This window comes from Streptomyces massasporeus (assembly GCF_014648995.1).
In the GTDB taxonomy this organism is placed as follows: domain Bacteria; phylum Actinomycetota; class Actinomycetes; order Streptomycetales; family Streptomycetaceae; genus Streptomyces; species Streptomyces massasporeus.
Genome location: NZ_BMSE01000013.1, coordinates 1 through 21,722, shown reverse-complemented (window position 1 = coordinate 21,722; position 21,722 = coordinate 1). Strand labels below are relative to the sequence as shown.

Here is a 21,722-nt window from a genome sequence, read left to right as displayed (position 1 = left end):
CCCGACCGGCTCCCCCGCCCCTCTTCTCCCACGTACTGGAGCGGATCACGCAACATCACACGAACTGGGAGCAGCCCGTGACAACGCCGAACATTTCAGCGCGGCGCACTCTGGGGGCCTGTGCCGCCCTGATGGTCGGCGCCCTGACGCTCACCGCCTGCGGTGGCAGCGCCAACGCCAAGGACGACGAGAAGGACGGCAAGGGCGGCACCAAGACGTCCGTCGCGAAGATCGCCATCTCGGCCAAGGACGGTTCGACCGGCGCGTCCATCAACTCGACCGGCGTGAAGGTCAGCGACGGGAAGCTGACCGACGTGAAGATGACGGTGGCGGGCAGCGGGCAGACCGTTGCGGGCTCGGTCTCCGGTGACGGCAAGGTGTGGAAGCCGAAGGAGCAGCTGGAGCGCGGGACCAAGTACCAGATATCGGCGACCGCCAAGGACGCGGACGGCCGGACGGCCGCGGCCAACTCCATCTTCACGACGGTGACGACGTCCAACAGCTTCATCGGGACGTACACGCCGGACAACGGCACGACGGTCGGTGTGGGCATGCCGGTGTCGTTCACCTTCGACAAGGCCATCACCGCGCGCAAGGACGTGCAGTCGCACATCACGGTGACCTCCAGCAGCGGGCAGAAGGTCGTCGGGCACTGGTTCAACGGGCAGCGGCTCGACTTCCGGCCGGAGGAGTACTGGAAGGCCGGCTCCAAGGTCACGATGAAGATCGACCTGGACGGGGTCGAGGGCGCGAACGGCGTCTACGGGGTGCAGAAGAAGACGGTCACCTTCACGGTGGGCCGTTCGCAGGTCTCCACGGTCGACGTCAACACCCAGACGATGACGGTCGTGCGGGACGGCAAGACCGTCAAGTCGATCCCGATCTCGGCGGGCAGCCCGGAGCACACCACGTACAACGGGCAGATGGTGATCTCCGAAAAGTTCGTGCAGACCCGGATGAACAGCCGGACGGTCGGTCTCGGTGGCGAGTACGACATCCCGGACGTGCCGCACGCGATGCGTCTGACGACGTCGGGCACCTTCATCCACGGCAACTACTGGTACAACAAGGGCAACCCGCCCTTCGGCCGCTCGGGCACCAGCCACGGCTGCGTCGGTCTCGCCGACGTCCAGGGCGCGGGGGGCAGCACACCGGCCAAGTGGTTCTACGACAACTCCCTCATCGGGGACGTGGTGATCGTGAAGAACTCCCCCGACAAGACGGTGGCGCCGGACAACGGGCTCAACGGCTGGAACCTGCCGTGGAGCCAGTGGGTCTCGGGCGGCACTGCCTGACCTGCCGAAAGTCCGTCCCTCCAGGGGCTTTTGACCGAACCGACCGGGCCGCGCGGGAACCATTCGCGCGGCCCGCGCGTTTTCCCGGACGTACGTTTTCTCGGTTCCCGGACATGATGTCCGACCGAGGGGCTACGGTATGCACCCACAAGGTGACATGCAGCAACGCCGGGAGAAACCTTGAGCGTTCCGTACGAGACGGCAGCGTACGAACCCCACGACTCGCCCGAGTCTCCGGAGGAGCACCTCGCGCGACTCCTCGGCCGCGCCCTGAACTCCTTCGAGCTACCGGACGAGGCGATACGGCGCCTGGACTGCGCGCTGGCGCACGACGGTTCGCTGCATTCCGCGCACCACAGCGCAGGCCTGCACCGGGAGACGTACCGGCACACGTGGCTGCTCGCCGACGGTTCGGCGCTCACGCTCTGGGAGCTCGTCCACAACACCGCGCCCGGCAGCGAGCCGCAGCACGAGGTGTACGTCGACGAGGAGGAGCTGCGCGCCGCCACCGCGCGACTGCCGCTGCCGCCGGACGCCCCGGACTTCGAACTGCCGGTGACGGTGCAGCTGTCCCCGATCCCGGCGCCCCGGCACGCGTACGCCGCGGAGAACTCGGCGGACCACGCGCGCAGGTTACTGCGCCGGGCGGAGAACTCGGACCGGCCGGGCGCCGACACGGCGGACCTGCTGACCACGGCGTCCGGGCACCAGATCACCCAGGCCTTCGGCCGGCCGTGCCGCGCGGGGCGGGCGGGGCTGGGCTTCTCGCTCTACGAGCACGCGTTCCTGCTGCGCGACGGCGCGGAGGTCTCCCTCTGGGAGGTCGAGCACACGGCGACGCCGGACGGGCGGCACATGTGCGAGGTGTACGTCAGCGAGGACGCGGCGCGCGAGGCGATGGAGCGGCGGGCGGCGCAGCTCTCCTGAGACGAGCCCTGGACCTGTCGTGTGGAGCGGGTCCTAGACGCCTCTGTCGCCGAGTTGACGCACCAGCTCGGCGAAGGCGTTTCTCTCCTCGGGGGTCAGTTCCACGGACTCCGACCGGGGGCCCGTCTGCCGCTGTTGCGGGAGGGCGGGGAGAGGGTGGCCTTCGGGCCATCGGGAGACGTGCTCGGGCATGCGCCCCAGTAGACACCACGGCCCGGGACTACGGTCCCGGGCCGTGATTTTCGTGATCTATCTCGCAGGTGGCATGAACGGTTCACACACCCCGAAAGGGGCGAACCTTCAGCCACTTCAGGCCGCGACGGGCTGCTTCTCCTCCGCCGCCCGGACCGCGCCGCCCTCGCCGGAGGCCGGTGCGGCGCCCGGAACCGGCTTGCGCATGCCCTTCAGGACGACGACCAGGGCCGTCGTGACGCAGACGCCCGCGGCGATGGCGACCAGGTAGAGGAACGGGTTGCCGATCAGCGGGACCACGAAGATGCCGCCGTGCGGGGCCCGCAGGGTGGCGCCGAAGGCCATCGACAGAGCTCCGGTGACCGCGCCGCCCGCCATGGAGGCCGGGATGACGCGCAGCGGGTCGGCCGCGGCGAACGGGATCGCGCCCTCGGAGATGAAGGAGGCGCCGAGCACCCAGGCGGCCTTGCCGTTCTCGCGCTCGGTCTGGGTGAAGAGCTTGCCGCGCACGGTCGTCGCCAGGGCCATGGCCAGCGGCGGGACCATGCCGGCCGCCATCACCGCGGCCATGATCTTCATGGCCGAGTCGCTGGGGCTGGCCACCGCGATGCCGGCCGTGGCGAAGGTGTAGGCGACCTTGTTGACGGGGCCGCCGAGGTCGAAGCACATCATCAGGCCGAGGAGCGTGCCGAGCAGGATCGCGTTGCTGCCGGACAGGCCGTTCAGCCAGTCGGTCATGCCCTTCTGGGCCTCGGCGATGGGCTTGCCGATGACGACGAACATCAGGAACCCGACGATCGCCGAGGAGATCAGCGGGATCACCACCACGGGCATGATGCCGCGCAGCGCCGCCGGGACGTTCACCTTCTGGATCGCCATCACCACGCCACCGGCGATCAGACCGGCCGCCAGACCGCCGAGGAAGCCGGCGTTGATGTTGAACGCGATCATGCCGCCGACGAAGCCGGGCACGATGCCGGGCCGGTCGGCCATGCCGTAGGCGATGTAGCCGGCCAGGACCGGGACGAGGAAGCCGAAGGCGACACCGCCGATCTGGAAGAACAGGGCCGCCCAGCTGTCGGCCTGCATCCACAGGAAGTGGTCCATCACCGACGGGGCCTTGTTGATCTTGTAGCCGCCGATCGCGAACCCGAGGGCGATGAGCAGACCGCCCGCGGCGACGAACGGCACCATGTAACTGACGCCGGACATCAGCCACTTGCGCAGCTTGGTGCCGTAGCCCTCGCCGGACTCGCCCGCGCGCTCCACCGGGGTGGCAGGGGCGGATCCGGAGGTGACCTCGCCGCGCGCGGCCTTCTCACGGACCTCGGCGATGAGTTCGGCGGGGCGGTTGATGCCCGCCTTCACGCCGACGTCGACGGTGGGCTTGCCCGCGAAGCGCTCCTTCTCCCGCACGGGGACGTCGTGGGCGAAGATCACGGCGTCCGCCGCCGCGATGACCTCCGGGGCGACCCGGGTGAAGCCTGCCGATCCCTGGGGCTCGACGGTGAGTTCGACGCCCGCCTCCCGGCCGGCGTTCTCCAGCGACTCGGCCGCCATGTAGGTGTGGGCGATGCCCGTGGGGCAGGAGGTGACGGCGACGATGCGAAACGGGCGCTCCGGGGAGGGCTCTTCGGCGGTGTCGTCATCGGTGACCGTGGCGGCGGCGGGAGAGGCCGCTCCCGCCGACGCCACGGTGTTCTCGGAACCCGCCGGGGCGGGTGCGTCCGGCTCGTCGCCGCGGATCAGGGCCGCGGCGGCGGAGGCGTCACCCACCGCGCGCAGGGCGTCGGTGAACTCGCTGTTCATCAGCTGCCGGGCCAGCGACGACAGGATCGTCAGATGGGCGTCGTCCGCACCGGCCGGCGCGGCGATCAGGAAGATCAGGTCGGCGGGGCCGTCCGCCGCGCCGAAGTCGATGCCGTCGGCGCTGCGTCCGAAGGCGAGGGTCGGCTCGGTGACGTGCTCGCTGCGGCAGTGCGGGATGCCGATGCCGCCGTCGAGGCCGGTCGGCATCTGGGCCTCGCGGGCGGCCACGTCGGCGAGGAAGCCGTCCAGGTCGGTCACCCGGCCCAGGGCCACCATGCGCTCCGCGAGGGCACGCGCCGCCGCTTCCTTGGTGTCGGCGGACAGGTCGAGGTCGACCAGGTCCGCCATGATCATGTCGCTCATCGCGGGCTCCTTAGCACGCGTATCGCCCGGTGGGAGGGGTGGGCGGGGAGGGGGACGGGGGTGCGGTGGGGGGTGACAGGGAGGGAGGCGGGGGTGGAGGGGAGGGAGGCGGGGGTGGAGGGTAACGGGGAGGGGGCCCGCCGTTCGCGCGTCGGTCCGCGCTGCTCGTCGTGGGTCATGAGGCCGGCTCCTTGCGGGTCATGAGGCCGGCTCCTTCAGCACGCGGTCCGCCGGGACCTCGGCCGTGACCGTCACCGCCGCCGGGTCCAGGTCGCCCGGCGTCGGCATCACGCTGCCCGGCAGCTGGACGGCCGCGGCGCCGTGCGCGACGGCGGAGGCCAGGGCCTCGGGGCCGTTGCCGCCGGCGATCAGGAAACCGGCGAGGGAGGAGTCGCCGGCGCCCACGTTGCTGCGGACGGCGGCCACGCGGGCGCTGCCGAACCAGGCGCCCTCGTCGCAGACGAGCAGCTGCCCGTCGGCGCCGAGGCTCGCGAGGACGGCCCGGGCCCCCATCTCACGCAGTTCCTCGGCGGCCTTGACGGCGTCGCCGACGGTGGCGAGGGGGCGGCCCACGGCTCCGGCGAGCTCCTCGGCGTTGGGCTTGACCACGTCGGGCCGCTCGCGCAGGGCGGCGAGCAGCGCGGGCCCGGAGGTGTCCAGGGCGATCCGTGCCCCGGCGGCGTGCGCGCGGGCGACGAGGTCGGCGTACCAGGAGGGGGCGAGTCCGCGCGGGAGGCTGCCGCAGCAGGCGATCCAGGAGGCGTCGCGGGACTGCTGCCGCACGGTCTCCAGGAGCAGTTCGCGTTCGGCACCGGAGAGTTCGGGGCCGGGGGCGTTGATCTTCGTCAGGACGCCGTCGGACTCGGCGAGGGCGATGTTGGAGCGGGTGGCCCCGGCGACCGGGACGGGCGCGACCTCGATGCCCTGCTGGTCGAGCAGGTCGGCGACGAGTGCGCCCGGTGCGCCGCCCAGGGGGAGGACCGCCACGGTGCGCCGGCCGGCCGCGGCGACGGCGCGCGAGACGTTCACGCCCTTGCCGCCCGGGTCCATCCGCTCGCCGGTGGCGCGGATGACCTCGCCGCGGTCGAGGGACGGCACCTCGTAGGTGCGGTCCAGGGACGGGTTCGGGGTGACGGTGAGGATCATGCGCGCACTACTTCCGTGCCGCCGCGCTCGATCGCGACGGCGTCTTCTGGGCTCAGCCCGCTGTCGGTGATCAGCAGGTCCACATCGCTCAGGTCACCGAAGCGGGCGAAGTGCTCCTGGCCGTGCTTGGAGGAGTCGGCGAGCAGCACCACGCGACGGGCGGCGGCCACGGCCGCGCGCTTCACGGCGGCCTCGGCGAGGTCGGGGGTGGTCAGGCCGTGCTCGGCGGAGAAGCCGTTGGCGGCCACGAACAGCACGTCGGCGCGGATCTCGCCGTACGCCCGCAGCGCCCAGGCGTCCACGGCGGCGCGCGTGCGGTGCCGTACGCGCCCTCCGATGAGGTGGAGCTGGATGCCGGGGTGGTCGGCGAGGCGGGCCGCGATGGGGAGGCTGTGCGTGACGACGGTGAGGGAGGCCTCCAGCGGGAGGGCGGCGGCCATCTTGGCCACCGTCGTCCCGGCGTCGAGGATCACCGTGCCCTCGTCGGGCAGCTCGGCGAGGGCCGCCTTGGCGATGCTGTCCTTCTCGTCGGCGGCGGTCGTCTCGCGCTCGGCGAGGTCCGGCTCGAAGTCGAGGCGCCCGGCCGGGATGGCCCCGCCGTGCACCCGGCGGACGAGTCCGGCGCGGTCGAGGGCCTTCAGGTCCCGGCGGATCGTCTCCGCCGTCACCTGGAACTGCTCGGCCAGCGACACGACATCCACCCGGCCGCCGTCACGGGCGAGCCGGAGGATCTCCTGCTGCCGCTCCGGTGCGTACATGTCCGTTCGCCTCCACCTCATGCCCGAACGTGTGGTTTCAGCGGGAGGCTACGCCGAGATTTCCGCAAAGTAAACAGGTTCGGACCCAATCGGGCACAGGCAGAAATGCGAGCGGGCCCGGCACCCGAAGGCGCCGAGCCCGATGTGTCCCCAGCCGACAGCCCTGAGGGCACCGGTTCCCTAGGAGACCAGCGCCGGTTCCTTCTCCTCCACCGGCGCCTGCTCCCCCTCCACGTGCTGTGCGGGCCGCTTCGGCAGCGCGAACATCAGCAGGAAGATGGCGCCCATGACCGCGGCGACCCAGCCGAGCGCGTTCTGGAAGGCGTCCACGAAGGCCGGACCCACCTGATCCGGCCGCAGGTGGTCGGAGATCGTGCCGAAGAACACCACCGACACCAGGGCGAGCCCCAGCGCGTTGCCCATCTGCTGCACGGTGTTGATCAGCCCCGACGCCGAACCGGCGTGCTCGCGCGGCACCTCCGAGAGGATCGCGTCGGTCAGCGGCGCGACGATCAGGCCCATGCCGACGCCCATCACGACGAGCGGGAGCGCCATCTGCCAGGGGGTGATGGCGAGGCCGTAGTGCCCGGACTCCCAGATGTAGAGGAGCACTCCGGCGCCCATCACCAGCGCGCCCGCCTGGAGCACCTTGCGGCCGAAGCGCGGGACCAGCATCTGCACGGACATCCCGGCGGCCGCCGACACGGCGATCGAGAACGGCACCCCGGTCAGGCCCGCCTTCAGCGGCCTCCAGTTCAGCCCGACCTGCATGTACAACGTCCACACGAGGAAGAACACGCCCAGCGCGACCCCGAAGACGGTCTGCACGGCGATCCCGGCCGCGAAGCTCTTGACCTTGAACAGCGGCAGCTCGACCAGCGGGGAACCGTCCCGCGCGGCCTTGCGCCTCTCGTACGCCACCAGCACCGCGAGGACGACGAGCGAGCCGGCCATCGAGACGTATCCCCACACCGGCCAGTCCAGCTCGCGGCCGCGGATGAGCGGGTAGAGCAGCATCAGCAGGCCCAGCGTCACGAGCGCGACGCCCACCAGGTCCAGCTTCAGGGCGCGCGGCGCCTTGGACTCGGTGATGAAGCGGCTGCCCAGGATCAGTCCGGCGACGCCCACGGGCAGGTTGATCAGGAAGATCGACCGCCACTCCCAGCCGAACAGGTTCCACTCGGTCAGCAGCGCGCCGAGCAGCGGACCGGACACGGCCCCGAGTCCGACGACCGCGCCGAACAGCCCGAACACCTTGCCCCGCTCGTGCGCCGGGAAGGTGGCGTGCACGATCGACAGCACCTGCGGCACCATCAGCGCCGCCATGCCGCCCTGGAGGAAGCGCGAGGCGACCAGCATCTCCGGGTTCACCGCGAGACCGCACAGCGCGGAGGCGACGGTGAATCCGCCGATGCCGACGAGGAAGATCCGCTTACGCCCGTGGATGTCGCCGAGCCGCCCGCCGGTGATCAGGCCCGCGGCGAAGGCGAGGGCGTAACCGGCGGTGATCCACTGGATCTGGCTGAAGGAGGCGCCGGACTCCTGCCGGATCGACGGTATGGCGATGTTGACGATGGTCACGTCGACGAGGTCCATGAAGGCCGCGGTCATCACGATCGCGAGGGCGAACCAGCGCCGGCGGTCGGTCCCGCCGCCCGCCGTGCCGAGAGTGGTGTCGGTGGAGTTCATGCTTCGAAGTTAGACCCCCATTAGGTCAGATCATGACCTAGTGGTGCGGCATCCTCATCGGTATGACGACGGACACTCCGGCTCGGCTGCTGACTCTCCTCTCCCTCCTCCAGACGCCCCGCGAATGGCCCGGCGGCGAGCTCTCCGAGCGGCTCGGGGTGTCCCGCCGCACGGTGCGGCGGGACATCGACCGACTGCGGGAGCTCGGCTATCCCGTCCAGGCGACCAAGGGCGCCGACGGCGGCTACCGGCTGGTCGCCGGCAAGGCCATGCCACCGCTCGTGCTCGATGACGAGGAGGCCGTGGCCATCGCGGTCGGGCTGCGCGCCGGGGCGGGGCACGCGGTGGAAGGCCTGGACGAGGCGTCGGTGCGGGCGCTGGCCAAGCTGGAGCAGGTCCTGCCGGGCCGGCTGCGCCACCGCGTGACCACCCTCCAGGCCGCGACCACACCATGGACCAGCGGGGACGGGCCGAGCATCGCGCCCGAGACACTGACCGTCATGGCCTCGACGGTGGCCGGGCACGAGCGGCTGCGGTTCGCCTACCGAGCGGCGGACGGCACGCAGACGCGGCGCCTGACGGAGCCGTACCGGCTGGTGTCGACGGGCCGCCGCTGGTACCTGGTGGCGTACGACATCGACCGGGACGACTGGCGCACGTTCCGCGTCGACCGGGTCGGCGAGCCGTTCGCCACCGGGGCGCGCTTCGTGCCGCGCGAGCTGCCGACGGGGAACGCGGCGGAGTACCTCCGGCGCTCGATGCAACGGCAGCAGCAGGTCTACGACTTCGAGGTCACGTTCGCCGCCCCGGCCGACTTCGTCGCCGCCCGGGTGCCCCACTGGCTGGGCACGCCCGAGCCGTTGGACGACGGCAGCTGCCGGCTGCGGGGATCCGTCGGGGACGCGGTGCAGTGGGTGGCGTTCCGGCTGGCGATGCTGGAGTGCGACTTCGTGGTGCACGCGCCGGAGCAACTCGTCACGGCGGTGAGGGAATTGGGGGCACGGTTGAGCAGGGCGGCGGCCAGAGGGGACGCGACCGGAGGGGACGCGGGCGGGGATGTGGGCGGCGGGGTGTGAGCCCTCGCCTCGCATCCACCGCGGGAAGGCTCACGGCCCCCACGGGAAGTCCCGCAGCGCCGCGAGATTGCGCAGGGCGAGTTCCGCGGGCCCGTCCGGACCCTCGACGGGGGCGTCCCCCGCGGCCCACGCCTCCAGCGCGGCACGTACGGCGGCGCTGGCCACGGCGGCGGCGAAGCGCAGCTCGGGGGTGGCGGCGCGGGGCGGATGAGGGGGTGCGGTGGGGGGCACGTGAGGGGTCGCGGCGGGGGCTGGATCAGGCTCGGAGGCAACGTTGTCGCGGCCCTCCGCGGAGACCTCAGGAACCCCGGCCGCCTCAGGGACCCCGACCGCCTCAAGGACCCCGGCTACTCCCGGAACCCCGGCGGCCCCAGGGACCCCGGCTACTCCAGAAACTCCGGACGCCCCAGGGACCCCGGCTCCCGGAACTCCGGACGCCCCAGGGACCCCGGCAACTCCCGGGACCCCGACACGTGTCACCCGTTCCGCCAGCACCTCCCCCAGCAGCCGCTCGGACGCCTGGCAGACCTCCGCCCACACCCTGCGCAGGGACGGGGTCGCCTCGGCCAGGCGCAGCAGCGTGCGGACCCACTCCCAGGAGGACGCCGAGACGCCGACGCCCGGGGTGAGGGTGTGGCGGACCCCCTGTTCCAGGGCGTGGAGCACGCCTGCGTCGGTGGGAGCGGCGCGCACCGCCTCCACCCAACGCTGGGCGCCGGCCGCGTAGAGCGGGGCGACGGCCTCTTCCTTGGTGGCGAAGTACCGGTAGAAGGTGCGCGGTGCGATACCGGCGGCCTGGGCGATGTCCTCCGCGCGGGTGGCGCGCAGGCCGTGCCGTACGAAGAGGCCGGCCGCGGCCCGGGCGATCTCCATACGTGTTTCGGTCTTCCGCCGCTCGGTCAGCGAGGACGGAGGCGGGGTCGGGGTGGTGCTGCTCACGCCCGGCAGGCTATGCCCATGTGACACAATCTGCCATCTGGCGGGCCACCCCGTGGTTCAGGTACGGGGTGGCCCGCCCTCCAGACCCGGTCTGCAGCACCCCGCTCTCCAGCACCCCGTCCGGCGCACCGCAAGCAGAGAGCCGGGCTCCGACGTCCGGGGGGAAGGACGCCGAAGCCCGGCCTTGGGGAAAGTCCCGGCGCCGGGGGGAGTGCGACGGGACTTGGCTGTTGGGGGTCAGGGGGTGTGACCCGGGCCCGAACTGGTGGACCCAGAAGTCTTGTTCCCTGAGTCCGCGAATTGAAGCGGCGTTACATCGCCATGTTTGCGCGGTCTTTCGCCACCCGGCGTACGCGGTGCCCTCCGGGCGCACACGCTCCGTCACCCACTGGCCGTGGGGACGGGCCGTACGCCCGGACGCTCACCGTCTCGCCGATGTCCGGCCGCCGCGCGAACGGGATCTCGCCGCCGCGCGAACACGGTCACGCCTCCGCGCGATACAGGGTCACGCCGCGGCGTCGAACCCCGTGCTGCGGGCGAGCTTCTTCAGCTCCAGCAGTGCGTGCTTCTCGATCTGCCGGATGCGCTCGCGGGTCAGGCCGTGCTCCTTGCCGACCTCGGTCAGCGTGCGCTCCCGGCCGTCCTCGATGCCGTAGCGCATCTTGATGATGGACGCCGTGCGCTGGTCGAGCCGGCCGATCAGGTCGTCGAGCTCCTCGCTGCGCAGCAGCGTGAGCACCGACTGCTCGGGCGACACCGCCGAGGTGTCCTCCAGGAGGTCGCCGAACTGGGTCTCGCCCTCGTCGTCCACCGACATGTTCAGCGAGACCGGGTCGCGCGCCCAGTCGAGCACGTCGGTGACGCGCTCCGGCGTCGAGCCGAGCTCGGCGGCGATCTCCGCGGGCTCCGGGTCCCGGCCGTGCTCGCGGTTGAACTCGCGCTGCACACGGCGGATCCGGCCGAGCTCCTCCACGAGGTGGACGGGCAGGCGGATCGTACGGGACTGGTCCGCTATGGAACGGGTGATGGCCTGGCGGATCCACCACGTCGCGTATGTGGAGAACTTGAAGCCCTTGCGGTAGTCGAACTTCTCGACCGCGCGCACCAGGCCGGCATTGCCCTCCTGGATCAGGTCCAGCAGCGGCAGACCGCTGCGGGGGTAGCGGCGGGCGACCGCGACGACCAGGCGCAGGTTGGAGCGGATGAAGACATCCTTGGCCCGCTCGCTCGCGTCGACCAGGGCCTGCAGCTCCTCGGGCGAGGCCCCGGCCTTGTTCTCCTCGAGGCCGTCGAGGATCTGCTGTGCGAACACACCCGCTTCGATGATCTGGGACAGCTCGACCTCCTTGGCGGCGTCGAGCAGTGGTGTGCGCGCGATCTCGTCGAGGTACATGCCGACCAGGTCGCGGTCGGCGATCTCGCCGCCATGGGCGCGAACACTGCTTGCCGCGTCGGCCGTCTCGCCGGTGGCGGACTGACGACGGGCGACGGCACGGGTTGCCATGCGAGCTCCCTTGCGATGGTGAGGTCAGCGGGTGGTCCTTCGGACGCTGGACTCCGTCTTCCGGGACTCTCCGGACTCTCCTCGGGTGCCCTGCATCCGATGGAAACAACGACTGGAATCAGGACAGAATTCCCAACCGGGCCCCCGATTTTTCTGATCATGCAGTACCCTGTCCGGCCACACGGGGAGGCACGATGCCGTCGCAACGTACAGAGGTGCAGGTCAGGCCGGGAGTCGAGGGTGACCTCGAGGCCCTCACGGCCCTCTACAACCACTATGTACGTGAGACGGCGATCACATTCGATACCGCGATCTTCACTCCGGAGGAGCGCCGCCCTTGGCTGCTCTCCCACCCTGAAGACGGACCGCACCGCCTGATGGTTGCCACGACGGCGAACCCACAGGAGATTCTGGGCTACTCCACATCAAGCCCTTTCCGAACGAAGCCGGCCTATGCCACCTCCGTGGAAACGACCGTGTACGTCGCCCCGACGGCCGGCCGGCGCGGCGTCGGCACGCTCCTCTACACGGCCCTCTTCGAGGCCCTGTCCGGCGAGGATCTGCACCGCGCCTACGCGGGCATCGCGCTGCCGAACGAGGCGTCGGCCCGGCTGCACGAGCGCCTCGGTTTCCGGCACGTCGGCACCTACCGGGAGGTCGGCCGCAAATTCGGCCGCTACTGGGACGTGGCCTGGTACGAGAAGCCGCTGTAGGCGCCCGTTTCCCGGGTCCTCCTCAGCCGAACTGCACCGACCGCTTCGCCAGCCCCATCCAGAACCCGTCGATGACGGACTTCTGCACGTCCAGCTCACCGGCCGCGTCGGCCGCGCCCATGGTCACGAACAGTGGGGCGAAGTGCTCGGTGCGCGGGTGGGCCAGCTGCCCCGCGGGCGACTTGCGGGTGAAGTCGAGCAGGGCGTCCACGTCACGCGCCTCCAGCGCCCGCCGGCCCCAGTCGTCGAACTCGGACGACCAGGCGGGGATGCCGCCCTGCCGGAGCGCGGCCAGGTTGTGGGTGAAGAAGCCGGAGCCGACGATCAGCACGCCCTCGTCCCGCAGGGGGGCGAGCTTTCGGCCGATCTCCAGGAGCCGGACCGGGTCCAGCGTCGGCATGGACACCTGGAGGACCGGGATGTCGGCCTCCGGGTACATCTCGACCAGCGGCACGTACGCGCCGTGGTCGAGGCCGCGGTCGGGGACGTCCTGGACGGGCACGCCGGGGGCGCGCAGCAGCTTGCGTACGGACTCGGCGAGCTCCGGTGCGCCGGGGGCGTCGTACGTCACCCGGTAGTAGTGCTCCGGGAAGCCCCAGAAGTCGTAGACGAGCGGGACGGTCTCGGTGGCGCCGAGGGCGAGCGGGGCCTCCTCCCAGTGGGCGGAGACGATCAGTATGGACTTGGGGCGCGGCAGTCCGGCGGACCAGGCGGCCAGCTCACCGGGCCAGACCGGGTCGTCCGCCAGGGGCGGCGCGCCGTGGCTGAGGTACAGAGCGGGCATGCGCTCCTGGGTGGCGGCGGACATGCTGCGGCTCCTTCCAAAACATGGTTCCCTACAAAACTGTACGGGCCATTTGTTTAAAGTTCAAGGAGGGTCCACGTAGAGTGGAACACATGAAGGCACCCGCATCCGCACCGGCACAGGGCTCCACCGCGGAGCCCCAGGAACCACGCTGGCTCACCGACGAGGAGCAGCGCGTCTGGCGCTCGTTCATGGAGGGCGTCACCCTCCTCGACGACCATCTCGACCGTCAGCTGCAGCGCGACGCGGGCATGCCGCACGTCTACTACGGCCTGCTGGTCAAGCTCGCCGAGGCGCCGCGGCGGCGGTTGCGGATGACCGAGCTCGCGATGCTGGCGAAGATCACCCGGTCCCGCCTCTCGCACGCCGTCGCGCGTCTGGAGAAGAACGGCTGGGTGCACCGGGAGGACTGCCCCGACGACAAGCGGGGCCAGTTCGCCGTCCTCACGGACGAGGGCCTGGAGGTGCTGCGGCAGACCGCGCCGGGCCATGTGGAGGCCGTACGCCAGGCGGTCTTCGATCGGCTCTCCCCGGAACAGCAGAAGTCCCTCGGCGAGATCATGCGGATCGTCGCCGAGGGACTTCAGCCGGCCGAAGCGGGTGCGGACCTGCCTTGGCTTCGCTGACGCGGGAGCGGGAGCGGATGTGCCCTGGCTTCGCTGACGCGGGAGCGGGTGCCGATGTGCCCCGGCTCCGCTGACGCCGAGACGGCAGGTACGTAGCTGCCCTGCTCCGCTAACGCCGAGGGCGAATGCGGAGCTGCCCTGCTCCACTGACGCCGAAGCCGCGAGTGCGCAGCTGCCCTGCTCGCTGCCGCCGCGGCCGGATGCGGACCTGCCCTGCCCCGCTGAGGCGCGGGAGCAGGGCAGGTCCTGGATTCCGTAGGTGCGGGGCGTCCCCTTCCCCGTGCCTACGACAGGGCCCGAAGGGGTGCGGTGCGCGGGCGTCAGTGGGCGACGACCGGGATCTGCACCTCGTCCACCACGTCCTCGTCGGAGGACACCACCGTCGTACCGCCCGGGCGGCCGGCGTTGACGAACGTCAGGGCGATCGCGGCGGCCACCACGAGGATGCCGACGGCGAACCAGATGGCGCTGGTGTAGCCCTGCACCATGGCCTCCAGCTGGACCAGCTGCTGCTGGGACCGGCTGGTCGCCCCGGCGATGTGGTCGGCGACGTACGCCGTGGTCGCCGAAGCGGCGATGGTGTTCAGCAGGGCCGTGCCGATCGCGCCGCCCACCTGCTGCGAGGTGTTGACCATCGCGGAGGCGACACCGGCGTCCCGCGGCTCGACGCCCTGGGTGGCCAGCGACATGGCCGGCATGAACGCCGTACCCATGCCCAGGCCGAGCAGCAGCATCGCCGGCAGCAGCAGAGCGGCGTACGAGGAACCGATCTCGAGCTGGGTCAGCAGCAGCATGCCGAGCGCGGCGACCAGGAAGCCCGGGCCCATCAGCAGGCGCGGCGCGACCCGGGTCATCAGGCGGGTGCCGATCTGGGTGGAGCCGGTGATCATGCCCGCGATCATCGGCAGGAAGGCGAACCCGGTCTTGACCGGCGAGTAGCCCTTCACGATCTGCAGGTAGTAGGTCAGGAAGAGGAACAGGCCGAACATCGCGATGATCGCGAGACCGAGGGAGAGGTAGATCCCGCCGCGGTTGCGCTCGGTGATCACGCGCAGCGGCAGCAGCGGGGCCTTGACCTTCGACTCGACGAGCACGAAGGACGCCAGCAGCACGGCCGAGGCGACGAACATGCCGACGGTCACGGAGTCGCTCCAGCCGTTGGACTCGGCGCGGGTGAAGCCGTAGACGAGGGCGACCAGGCCGAGGGTGGACAGGATGACGCCGGGGATGTCGAGCGCGGAGCGGTTGCGGCCGCCCTCGGGCTCACGGATGACGAAGTAGGCGCCGGCCGCGGCGACGATGGCGAACGGGATGTTCACGAAGAACGTCCAGCGCCAGTCCAGGTACTCGGTGAGGAAGCCGCCCAGGATCAGACCGACGGCACCGCCACCACCGGCGATCGCGCCGTAGATGCCGAACGCCTTGGCGCGCTCCTTGGCGTCGGTGAACATCACCGCGAGCAGGGAGAGCGCGGCGGGCGCGAGCAGGGCACCGAAGACACCCTGGAGGGCACGGGCGCCGAACATCATCGCCTCGTTGGTGGCAGCGCCGCCGAGCGCGGAGGCCGCGGCGAAGCCGCCGAGCCCGACCACGAAGGCCTTCTTGCGCCCCCACAGGTCCGCTATCCGGCCGCCGAACAGGAGCAGACCACCGAAGGCGAGGGCGTAGGCCGTGACGACCCACTGCCGGTTGCCGTCGGAGATGCCGAGGTCCTGCTGGGCGGAGGGCAGGGCGATGTTCACGATGGTGGCGTCCAGGACGACCATCAGCTGGGCGAGCGCGATGAAGACGAGCGCTTTCCAGCGGCCGGGATCCGGTTCTGCGGCCGGAGCGCGGAGAGCCTTTGAGGCTGTTTCAGACATGGGGATACCCACTTCGGGACTTCGTGACGGAAAAACGGGACGTCGTGATGGAAAAAGGGTGACGAAAGGTGACGGCTCGTCTGCGGGGACGGCCGTGATGACTGCCGGTCAGGCGATCAGGTGGTCAGGGTTCAGACGGGTGGGGCGGCCTGAACTCATCGGTCAGGGTCGGCGCAGGTCCTCCAGAGTCACCGGCGTGCCCGGGAGGGTGGAGCGAGCCGGAGCGCGCAGCCCGTCCAGGAACAGCTGGAGATGGCGGTGGACGAAGCGGTCGGCGCGGAAGCAGTCCGTGCCGGCCGGGGGCCGGCTCAGCTGGGCCACGGCGATCATGACGTCCCCGACGTCCACGTCGGACCGGAGCTGTCCGGCCGACCTGGCGCGGTCCATGACCTCCGCGACCAGTCGTTCGACCCGTTCGCGCGCGGCCTCCAGATCCGGGTGGTGCTGGTCGAACGTGCTGGAGACCATCGGGCACAGCGCGCTGATCCGCTCGTCGGCCGCGGCGTGCACGAAGCGCTCCAGCGCCTCGAACGCGTCGCCGGTCTCGGTGAGCGCGGCCTCGGCGGCGGCGGCCGTACGGTCCATGACGGAGCAGACGACCTCGCGGACGAGCGCGTCGCGGTCCGGGAAGTTGCGGTACACCGTGGCATTGCCGACGCCGGCCCGGCGGGCGATGTCGTCGAGCGGCACCTCGGGGCCGTGCTCGACGAACATCTCCCGGGCGGCGGTGACGATCCGCTCCCGGTTGCGCAGGGCGTCGGCACGGGGCCTGGGCACCTTGCGCGTGACGGGGTTGGCGGTCTGCACGGCGTACTCCTGATGTCGGTGTTGAAGTGTGTGGCGCTTGAAGGTGTCTCGTGGCCCGATCCGGGGAGCGGGTCCCCGTTTCGTTCCGACACATGGCTAAACGGGGAGTGGGTCCCCGGTATTTCCCGCTCCCGCGGAAAATGTTTGTGACCTGACTCACAAACTCATCGGGGCGCTACTGACGGGAAACCCACGATCGGTCTCTTCCAACGCGCGTCCCCCCACCCCGCGACGCAGGGTGATCGCAAGGGTGCAGCCGGGAACCGGGAGGCTGCCGTGGCGCGGGAGGTCCCTTGCAGGTCCCTTGCATACGGCCACGGCCCCGGCGCCCGCGCCCGGACGGCACGGGTCCGCCCGGCGGCCGGATACCCAGGCGCCGGCTGGCCGCGCTGGCCTGCGTGACCGCCCTGACCTTCACGGTCAGCACCTCGGCCGGCACGGGCCGTCTCAGCCCGGGCACCAATACGGCGGGAGCGGGCCCGATCGCCCTGTCCCACACCGCCGAGCACGGCCCCTGCATGATCCGCGGCGCCCGCGAGGTCCAGATGTCCGAGGGCATCCCCACCTCCACCGGCTACACCCGCTCCACCGGCACCGTCCGCGCCCTCACCCTGATGGTCGACTTCTCCGACGCCCCCGGCCAAGGCGACGCCCAGGACCGCTACCACGAGTTCTTCCCGCAGACCCGCGAGTGGTTCCGCACCAGCTCCTACGGCCGTCTCGACTACCGCCCCGAGACCCCGATCCCCGGGTGGCTGCGGATGCCGAAGTCCTTCCGCGAGTACGGCATAGAGCGCGGGGCCCCGTTCGACCCCGGCTACCGCGCGATGGTCCAGGACCTCGTGGCCGCCGCCGACCCGAAGGTGGACTTCCGCGCGTACGACCTGCTGAACGTCCTGGTGAGCCCCAACGCCGGCCCCTCCGCCCTGGACACCGTCCTGTCCGTCACCTTCGCCGGCAATCCGGAGGCACCCACGGCCGACGGCCTACCCGTGGCCAACGCGTCCTTCGTCTACTCCCGCCAGGACGACGGCTCGGGCTCCTACGACCGCACCGGCTACCGCGTCCTCCCCCACGAGAACGGCCACGTCTTCGGCCTGCCCGACCTGTACACCGCGGAGGGCGGTGGCGCGGTCGGCCACTGGGACATCATGAGCGAGGACTGGGGCGCCAACAACGACTTCCTCGGCTGGCACAAGTGGAAGCTGGGCTGGCTCGACGCCGCCCAGGTCCACTGCGCGGCGTCCTCCGGCACCACGGAGTACACCCTGACGCCCCTGGCCCTGGCCGGCGGCTCCAAGCTGGTCTTCGTCCCCCTCGACGGCAGAACCGGCTACGCCGTCGAACTGCGCACCCGCGGCGGAAACGACGAGGCGGTGTGCCGCCCCGGCGTCCTGATCTACAAGGTCGACGCGGAGGTGGACACGGGCATGGGCCCGGTCACCGTCCAGGACGCCCGCCGTGACAGCGGCGGATGCACGCGCGCGCCGAACGTCCACGCGGAGTTGTCGGACGCGCCGTTCACGCCCGGGGAGTCGTTCCGCGACACGGCGAGGGGGATCACGATCGAGGTCGCGGGCGTGGGGGCGGGGACGGGGGCGGCGGGGGCGGGTGTGGAGGCGGGGTATCGGGTGCGGGTGACGAGGGAGTAGACGGGTCGGGCCCCACCGGTGGAACCCCTCCCGGCCTTCGGGCTGGCGATTCCGGATTACGGTGGGCCTGCCGCGACCGTCGCGAGCGCCGTACCGGAGAGCCGATGCCAGCGAAGCGCACGCCCGAGACCCCGGAGGGGTCCGCCCCACCGGCCGCCGAGAAGGAGCCGCCGCCGGTCGGGAAAACGACTGCGTCGGCCGCTCGGAGGGACGACCGGGCCGCTGGGGCGGCGGGCTCGGGCGCAGGGACGGCCGGATCGGCGGCCGGGTCGACGGCCGGAACGGCCGCACGGACGGCCGGGTCGGCGGCCGGGTCGAGGGTCGGAACGGCCGCACGGACGGTCGGGTCGGCGGCGGGATCGACTGGCGGCGCGACTGCGGAGCGAGGGGCCCCCGCCGAGGTGGTCACTCCCCTGATCCGCGGCATCGCGGTGCTGCGGGAACTGACGGAGGTGGGCGGCACGCTGAGCCTGAGCGGCCTTGAACGCGCGAGCGGCCTGGCCCGCTCCACGGTCGACCGCATCACGGCCACGCTCGCCCGCATGGGCTACGTCCGCTTCGACGGCCGGGACGTCCACCTGTCCCCCCGCCTGATGGAACTGGGCAACGCCTACATGTCGGCCCTGCGCCTGCCCGCCCTGCTCTCCCCACACGCGGACGCCCTGGCCGACGAACTGGACGAGTCGGTCTCCCTGGCGGTCGCCGACCGCGACGGCATCCGCTTCATCCACCAGGCGACCCGCCGCCGCGCGATGTCCCTCAGCTTCCGCATCGGCGACCTGCTCCCCGCCGAACGCACGGCCCCCGGCCCGCTGTTCGCGACCCAGTGGACGGCAGCGGACTGGCAACGCTGGCGCGAGCGCAGGGCGGCGGACCCGAGGGACCTGTCCTTCACGGCCGTACCGCCCCGCACGTACGAAGGGGACTACGAAGGGGACCCGGAGGACGACGAGAGGTTCGTACACCGCACGCGAGAGGCCTCGACGCACGGCTGGTCCCTGGACGACCAGCTCATCGAGCCGGGCCTGGTGGCGATCTCGGTACCGGTCCGCTCCCCCGGCCCGGGCGGCCGGATCGCGAGCGTGGCGAGCGTGGTCAGCCACACGAGCCGCCACACCGCGCGCGACCTGCGAACGACGCTGCTGCCGCGGCTGCGGTCCGCGGTGCGGGCGATGGAACGCGAACTCCACACCGCCCCGCCCCCCGAGCCCGGCCCGCCCCCGTCGGACCTGGCCCTGTGGACCGGCGCGTCCAAGCAGCAACTGGGCCGCGAGTTCATCGAATCCCTGGCCCGGGGCCTGACGGTCCTCACGGCCTTCGGCGAGGGCAGGCCGGAGCTGACCCTCACGGAGGTCTCCCAGGCGACGGGTTTGGCCCGGGCGACGGCCCGCCGGGCCCTGATCACCTACGAACACCTGGGCCTGGTCACCGCGGCGGGCCGCACCTTCACCCTGACCCCCCGGGTCCTCTCCCTCGGCTTCCCTCCCCTGTCCCGCACCTCCCTCCCCGAGATCGCCCAGCCTCACCTGGCCGACCTGACGTCCCGCATCCACGAGTCGACGTCACTGGCGGTGCTGTCGGACTCCGGCGAGGAGATCCAGTACACGGCCCGGGTGGCCACGGCCCGGGTGATGAGCGTGAACATCACGGTCGGCACGCGGCTGCCGGCGTACGCGACGGCACTGGGCAGGGTGCTGCTGGCGGACGCGTCCGAGGGAATCCGGGGGGCCAAGGAACTACCGGCGCTCACCGCCCACACGATCACGGACAAACACACCCTCGAAGGGGTCCTGACCTCGGTCCGCGCGCAGGGCTACGCCCTGGTGGACGAGGAACTGGAAGAGGGCCTGCGCTCGATCGCGGTCCCGATCCGCGACGGCTCGGGCCGGGTGGTGGCGGCCCTGAACACGGCGATGCACGCGAGCCGCCGCACCCCGAGGGAGTGCGTGACGGACCTGGTCCCGGAACTGACGGCCACGGCGGCCCGCATCCAGACGGACCTCCACACAGCGGCCCGCTTCACCCACGTCCCCCTGACCTGACCCCCACACCCGCCCGACCCACATCCGGTACGCTGACGCCTGTGGTCCTCCCAGACCACAGGCACGACGCTCCTTGCGTCCACTGCCACTGCCTTCGTAGCTCAGGGGATAGAGCACCGCTCTCCTAAAGCGGGTGTCGCAGGTTCGAATCCTGCCGGGGGCACAGCCAGGAGGGCCAGCTCAGGAGGGGTTTCCTCCAGGGCTGGCCCTTCTGCGCTTCAGGGGTCGTGCCCCGTCTGCCAGATCGGGTCGTCCGGTGCGGGGCGTCTAAAGTGGTTGTCCGGCCCATTCACCGAGTCCACACCCGCTGGAACTCTTCGGCCGGGATGGCCTCCAGCGGGTCCTCTTCAGGTTCGATCGCTTGGTCTGTCAAGCCGCCGTGCTCGTCCTCCAGGTGCTCCCAGCTGTACCGGTGGAGCTGGCCGGCCGAAGTCAGCTCGGCTTGCTTGATGACGACAAACTCGCTGCGGACGGGTACGGCCTCGATGTACCACAAGCCACCCTCCTCGTCCGCGTGGCGGAAGTGGCGCCGCAGGGTGGCGTTCTCATCGAGTGCTCGGATGTATGCCACGGTCTCCGCTTTGATGCGCTCCAAGTCCACCACGGGACCATCGTGCCAGCGAGCGTTTCAGGCGCTGTGCCGCACACCTGCCGTACGGTCCCCTCATGGCGAATGGCGACGGTGTGCCGGAAAAGGTTGCGTGGGTCCTGGTCCGGGACGGCCTGGTGCTCGTGACGCGTAGTCACGGCAGGGATCGCTTCTATCTCCCAGGCGGTCACCGTGAGCCGGGTGAGTCCGACGGTGAGACCCTGGTGCGGGAGATCGACGAGGAGCTGCGGGCGACGATCGACCCCGGTTCCATGGTGCATGTCGGCACCTTCGAGATCGGCGAGGGACATCCGGAGCACGACCCGTTCCGGATGATCTGTTACGCCGCCGATCACCGTGGTGAGCTGATCCCCGCGCGGGAGATCGCCGAGAAGGCGTGGTTCCGCTACGCCGACAGGGATCGAGTCAGCGTCATCGACGGGCTCGTCTTCGACGTGTTGCACGAGACCGGCCGGCTTCTCTGACCATGCCGAAATTCCTTCGAGCCCGGTCCTGCGACGGCTCTACCCTGGCCGCATGGCCCACGCCAAGACCTCGTATGTCTGCCTGCCCTGCCGGGCCTCGTACAAGCAGCCCTACCCCGGCCATCACGACCACGACCGGGTCTGTCCACGCTGCGCCGAACCACTGATCCACGTCGGCTCCGCCTTCGCGGCGCCCAAGAAGCGGGACAACGCCGCCTGGCGAACCCTCTCCGTGCTGCTGCACGCCGGTGTGCGGTTCCACAAGAGCTGTTGCGGCGGGCCCGGTTATCGCCCACGCACCCTCAGCGAGGTGCGCGAGCGGATGGCCTACGCCCGGGCCACCGGAGAGCCGTTCGCTCAGGCGTTGGTCCGCCGAGAGCTGCCCTAGGTCGTGTCCGCAAAGTCAGGGCAGCCAGAGCAGTAGGCAGGCGAGGGTGACCATG

The 21,722-nt window shown here is 71.2% G+C and carries 20 protein-coding genes and 1 tRNA gene; 10 read left to right on the top strand and 11 right to left on the bottom strand.

All coding sequences use genetic code 11. The features are described from left to right. Positions 1–77: 77 nt before the first annotated feature. Together IE153_RS25860 and IE153_RS25855 are read left to right on the top strand one after the other, a co-directional pair. The gene (locus IE153_RS25860) at positions 78–1,295 is read left to right on the top strand and encodes a L,D-transpeptidase (protein ID WP_189592215.1); all 1,218 of its coding nucleotides are present in this window, start codon (positions 78–80) and stop codon (positions 1,293–1,295) included. A gap of 180 nt (positions 1,296–1,475) precedes the next feature. Beyond that, complete coding sequence (locus IE153_RS25855; protein WP_189592214.1) at positions 1,476–2,222, top strand: DUF6227 family protein; 747 nt, start codon at positions 1,476–1,478, stop codon at positions 2,220–2,222. Between the two features lie 33 nt (positions 2,223–2,255). Here IE153_RS25855 and IE153_RS25850 read toward each other — a convergent pair whose 3' ends face one another. The 5 genes from IE153_RS25850 to IE153_RS25830 form a co-directional block, all read right to left on the bottom strand. Then, positions 2,256–2,414, bottom strand: a complete 159-nt coding sequence (locus IE153_RS25850; protein ID WP_189592381.1) for a hypothetical protein — start codon at positions 2,412–2,414, stop codon at positions 2,256–2,258. A gap of 117 nt (positions 2,415–2,531) precedes the next feature. Further along, entirely contained in the window at positions 2,532–4,586 is a 2,055-nt protein-coding gene (locus IE153_RS25845) for a PTS fructose transporter subunit IIABC (RefSeq protein ID WP_189592213.1), read from the bottom strand. A 198-nt stretch (positions 4,587–4,784) separates the two neighbouring features. Beyond that, positions 4,785–5,732, bottom strand: a complete 948-nt coding sequence (pfkB, locus tag IE153_RS25840) for a 1-phosphofructokinase (RefSeq protein WP_189592212.1) — start codon at positions 5,730–5,732, stop codon at positions 4,785–4,787. Next, positions 5,729–6,490: a DeoR/GlpR family DNA-binding transcription regulator gene (locus IE153_RS25835; protein WP_189592211.1), complete on the bottom strand. Its 762-nt coding sequence runs from the start codon at positions 6,488–6,490 to the stop codon at positions 5,729–5,731. The genes pfkB and IE153_RS25835 overlap by 4 nt, the downstream gene beginning before the upstream one ends. Positions 6,491–6,670: 180 nt before the next feature. Further along, complete coding sequence (locus IE153_RS25830; RefSeq protein WP_189592210.1) at positions 6,671–8,179, bottom strand: MFS transporter; 1,509 nt, start codon at positions 8,177–8,179, stop codon at positions 6,671–6,673. A gap of 62 nt (positions 8,180–8,241) precedes the next feature. Here IE153_RS25830 and IE153_RS25825 point away from each other — a divergent pair, with 62 nt between their 5' ends. Beyond that, a complete protein-coding gene (locus IE153_RS25825; protein ID WP_189592209.1) occupies positions 8,242–9,255 on the top strand; it encodes a helix-turn-helix transcriptional regulator in 1,014 nt (337 codons plus the stop codon). Positions 9,256–9,285: 30 nt separating this feature from the next. On the opposite strand, the gene IE153_RS41790 is transcribed toward IE153_RS25825, so the two are convergent. Both IE153_RS41790 and IE153_RS25810 read right to left on the bottom strand, forming a co-directional pair. Then, positions 9,286–10,194, bottom strand: coding sequence for a TetR family transcriptional regulator (locus tag IE153_RS41790; protein ID WP_229829169.1), 909 nt, complete (start codon positions 10,192–10,194; stop codon positions 9,286–9,288). Positions 10,195–10,699: 505 nt separating this feature from the next. Continuing rightward, positions 10,700–11,698: a sigma-70 family RNA polymerase sigma factor gene (locus tag IE153_RS25810; RefSeq protein WP_031107295.1), complete on the bottom strand. Its 999-nt coding sequence runs from the start codon at positions 11,696–11,698 to the stop codon at positions 10,700–10,702. Between the two features lie 194 nt (positions 11,699–11,892). On the opposite strand from IE153_RS25810, the gene IE153_RS25805 reads away from it, so the two are divergent. Further along, a complete protein-coding gene (locus tag IE153_RS25805; protein ID WP_189592208.1) occupies positions 11,893–12,411 on the top strand; it encodes a GNAT family N-acetyltransferase in 519 nt (172 codons plus the stop codon). Between the two features lie 22 nt (positions 12,412–12,433). Here the strand turns inward: IE153_RS25805 and IE153_RS25800 are convergent, their stop codons facing one another. Continuing rightward, entirely contained in the window at positions 12,434–13,219 is a 786-nt protein-coding gene (locus tag IE153_RS25800; RefSeq protein WP_189592207.1) for a dioxygenase family protein, read from the bottom strand. A gap of 89 nt (positions 13,220–13,308) precedes the next feature. Between IE153_RS25800 and IE153_RS25795 the strand changes: the two genes are divergently transcribed. Further along, a complete protein-coding gene (locus IE153_RS25795; RefSeq protein ID WP_189592206.1) occupies positions 13,309–13,842 on the top strand; it encodes a MarR family winged helix-turn-helix transcriptional regulator in 534 nt (177 codons plus the stop codon). A gap of 320 nt (positions 13,843–14,162) precedes the next feature. On the opposite strand, the gene IE153_RS25790 is transcribed toward IE153_RS25795, so the two are convergent. Both IE153_RS25790 and IE153_RS25785 read right to left on the bottom strand, forming a co-directional pair. Beyond that, complete coding sequence (locus tag IE153_RS25790) at positions 14,163–15,704, bottom strand: MFS transporter (protein ID WP_189592205.1); 1,542 nt, start codon at positions 15,702–15,704, stop codon at positions 14,163–14,165. 162 nt (positions 15,705–15,866) lie between these two features. Next, the gene (locus IE153_RS25785; RefSeq protein WP_189592204.1) at positions 15,867–16,511 is read right to left on the bottom strand and encodes a TetR/AcrR family transcriptional regulator; all 645 of its coding nucleotides are present in this window, start codon (positions 16,509–16,511) and stop codon (positions 15,867–15,869) included. Positions 16,512–16,819: 308 nt separating this feature from the next. On the opposite strand from IE153_RS25785, the gene IE153_RS25780 reads away from it, so the two are divergent. The 3 genes from IE153_RS25780 to IE153_RS25770 all read left to right on the top strand — a co-directional run bounded on the left by IE153_RS25780 (position 16,820) and on the right by IE153_RS25770 (position 20,368). Next, complete coding sequence (locus tag IE153_RS25780; RefSeq protein ID WP_435811931.1) at positions 16,820–18,163, top strand: M6 family metalloprotease domain-containing protein; 1,344 nt, start codon at positions 16,820–16,822, stop codon at positions 18,161–18,163. 401 nt (positions 18,164–18,564) lie between these two features. Continuing rightward, a complete protein-coding gene (locus tag IE153_RS25775; RefSeq protein ID WP_189592202.1) occupies positions 18,565–20,205 on the top strand; it encodes an IclR family transcriptional regulator domain-containing protein in 1,641 nt (546 codons plus the stop codon). Positions 20,206–20,295: 90 nt separating this feature from the next. Further along, positions 20,296–20,368: transfer RNA gene (locus IE153_RS25770), tRNA-Arg, on the top strand. 126 nt (positions 20,369–20,494) lie between these two features. On the opposite strand, the gene IE153_RS25765 is transcribed toward IE153_RS25770, so the two are convergent. Beyond that, a complete protein-coding gene (locus IE153_RS25765; protein WP_189592201.1) occupies positions 20,495–20,809 on the bottom strand; it encodes a hypothetical protein in 315 nt (104 codons plus the stop codon). Positions 20,810–20,871: 62 nt separating this feature from the next. On the opposite strand from IE153_RS25765, the gene IE153_RS25760 reads away from it, so the two are divergent. Together IE153_RS25760 and IE153_RS25755 are read left to right on the top strand one after the other, a co-directional pair. Beyond that, positions 20,872–21,279, top strand: coding sequence for an NUDIX hydrolase (locus tag IE153_RS25760; RefSeq protein WP_189592200.1), 408 nt, complete (start codon positions 20,872–20,874; stop codon positions 21,277–21,279). 52 nt (positions 21,280–21,331) lie between these two features. Further along, positions 21,332–21,667: a deoxyxylulose-5-phosphate synthase gene (locus IE153_RS25755; RefSeq protein ID WP_189592199.1), complete on the top strand. Its 336-nt coding sequence runs from the start codon at positions 21,332–21,334 to the stop codon at positions 21,665–21,667. Positions 21,668–21,722 lie beyond the last annotated feature (55 nt).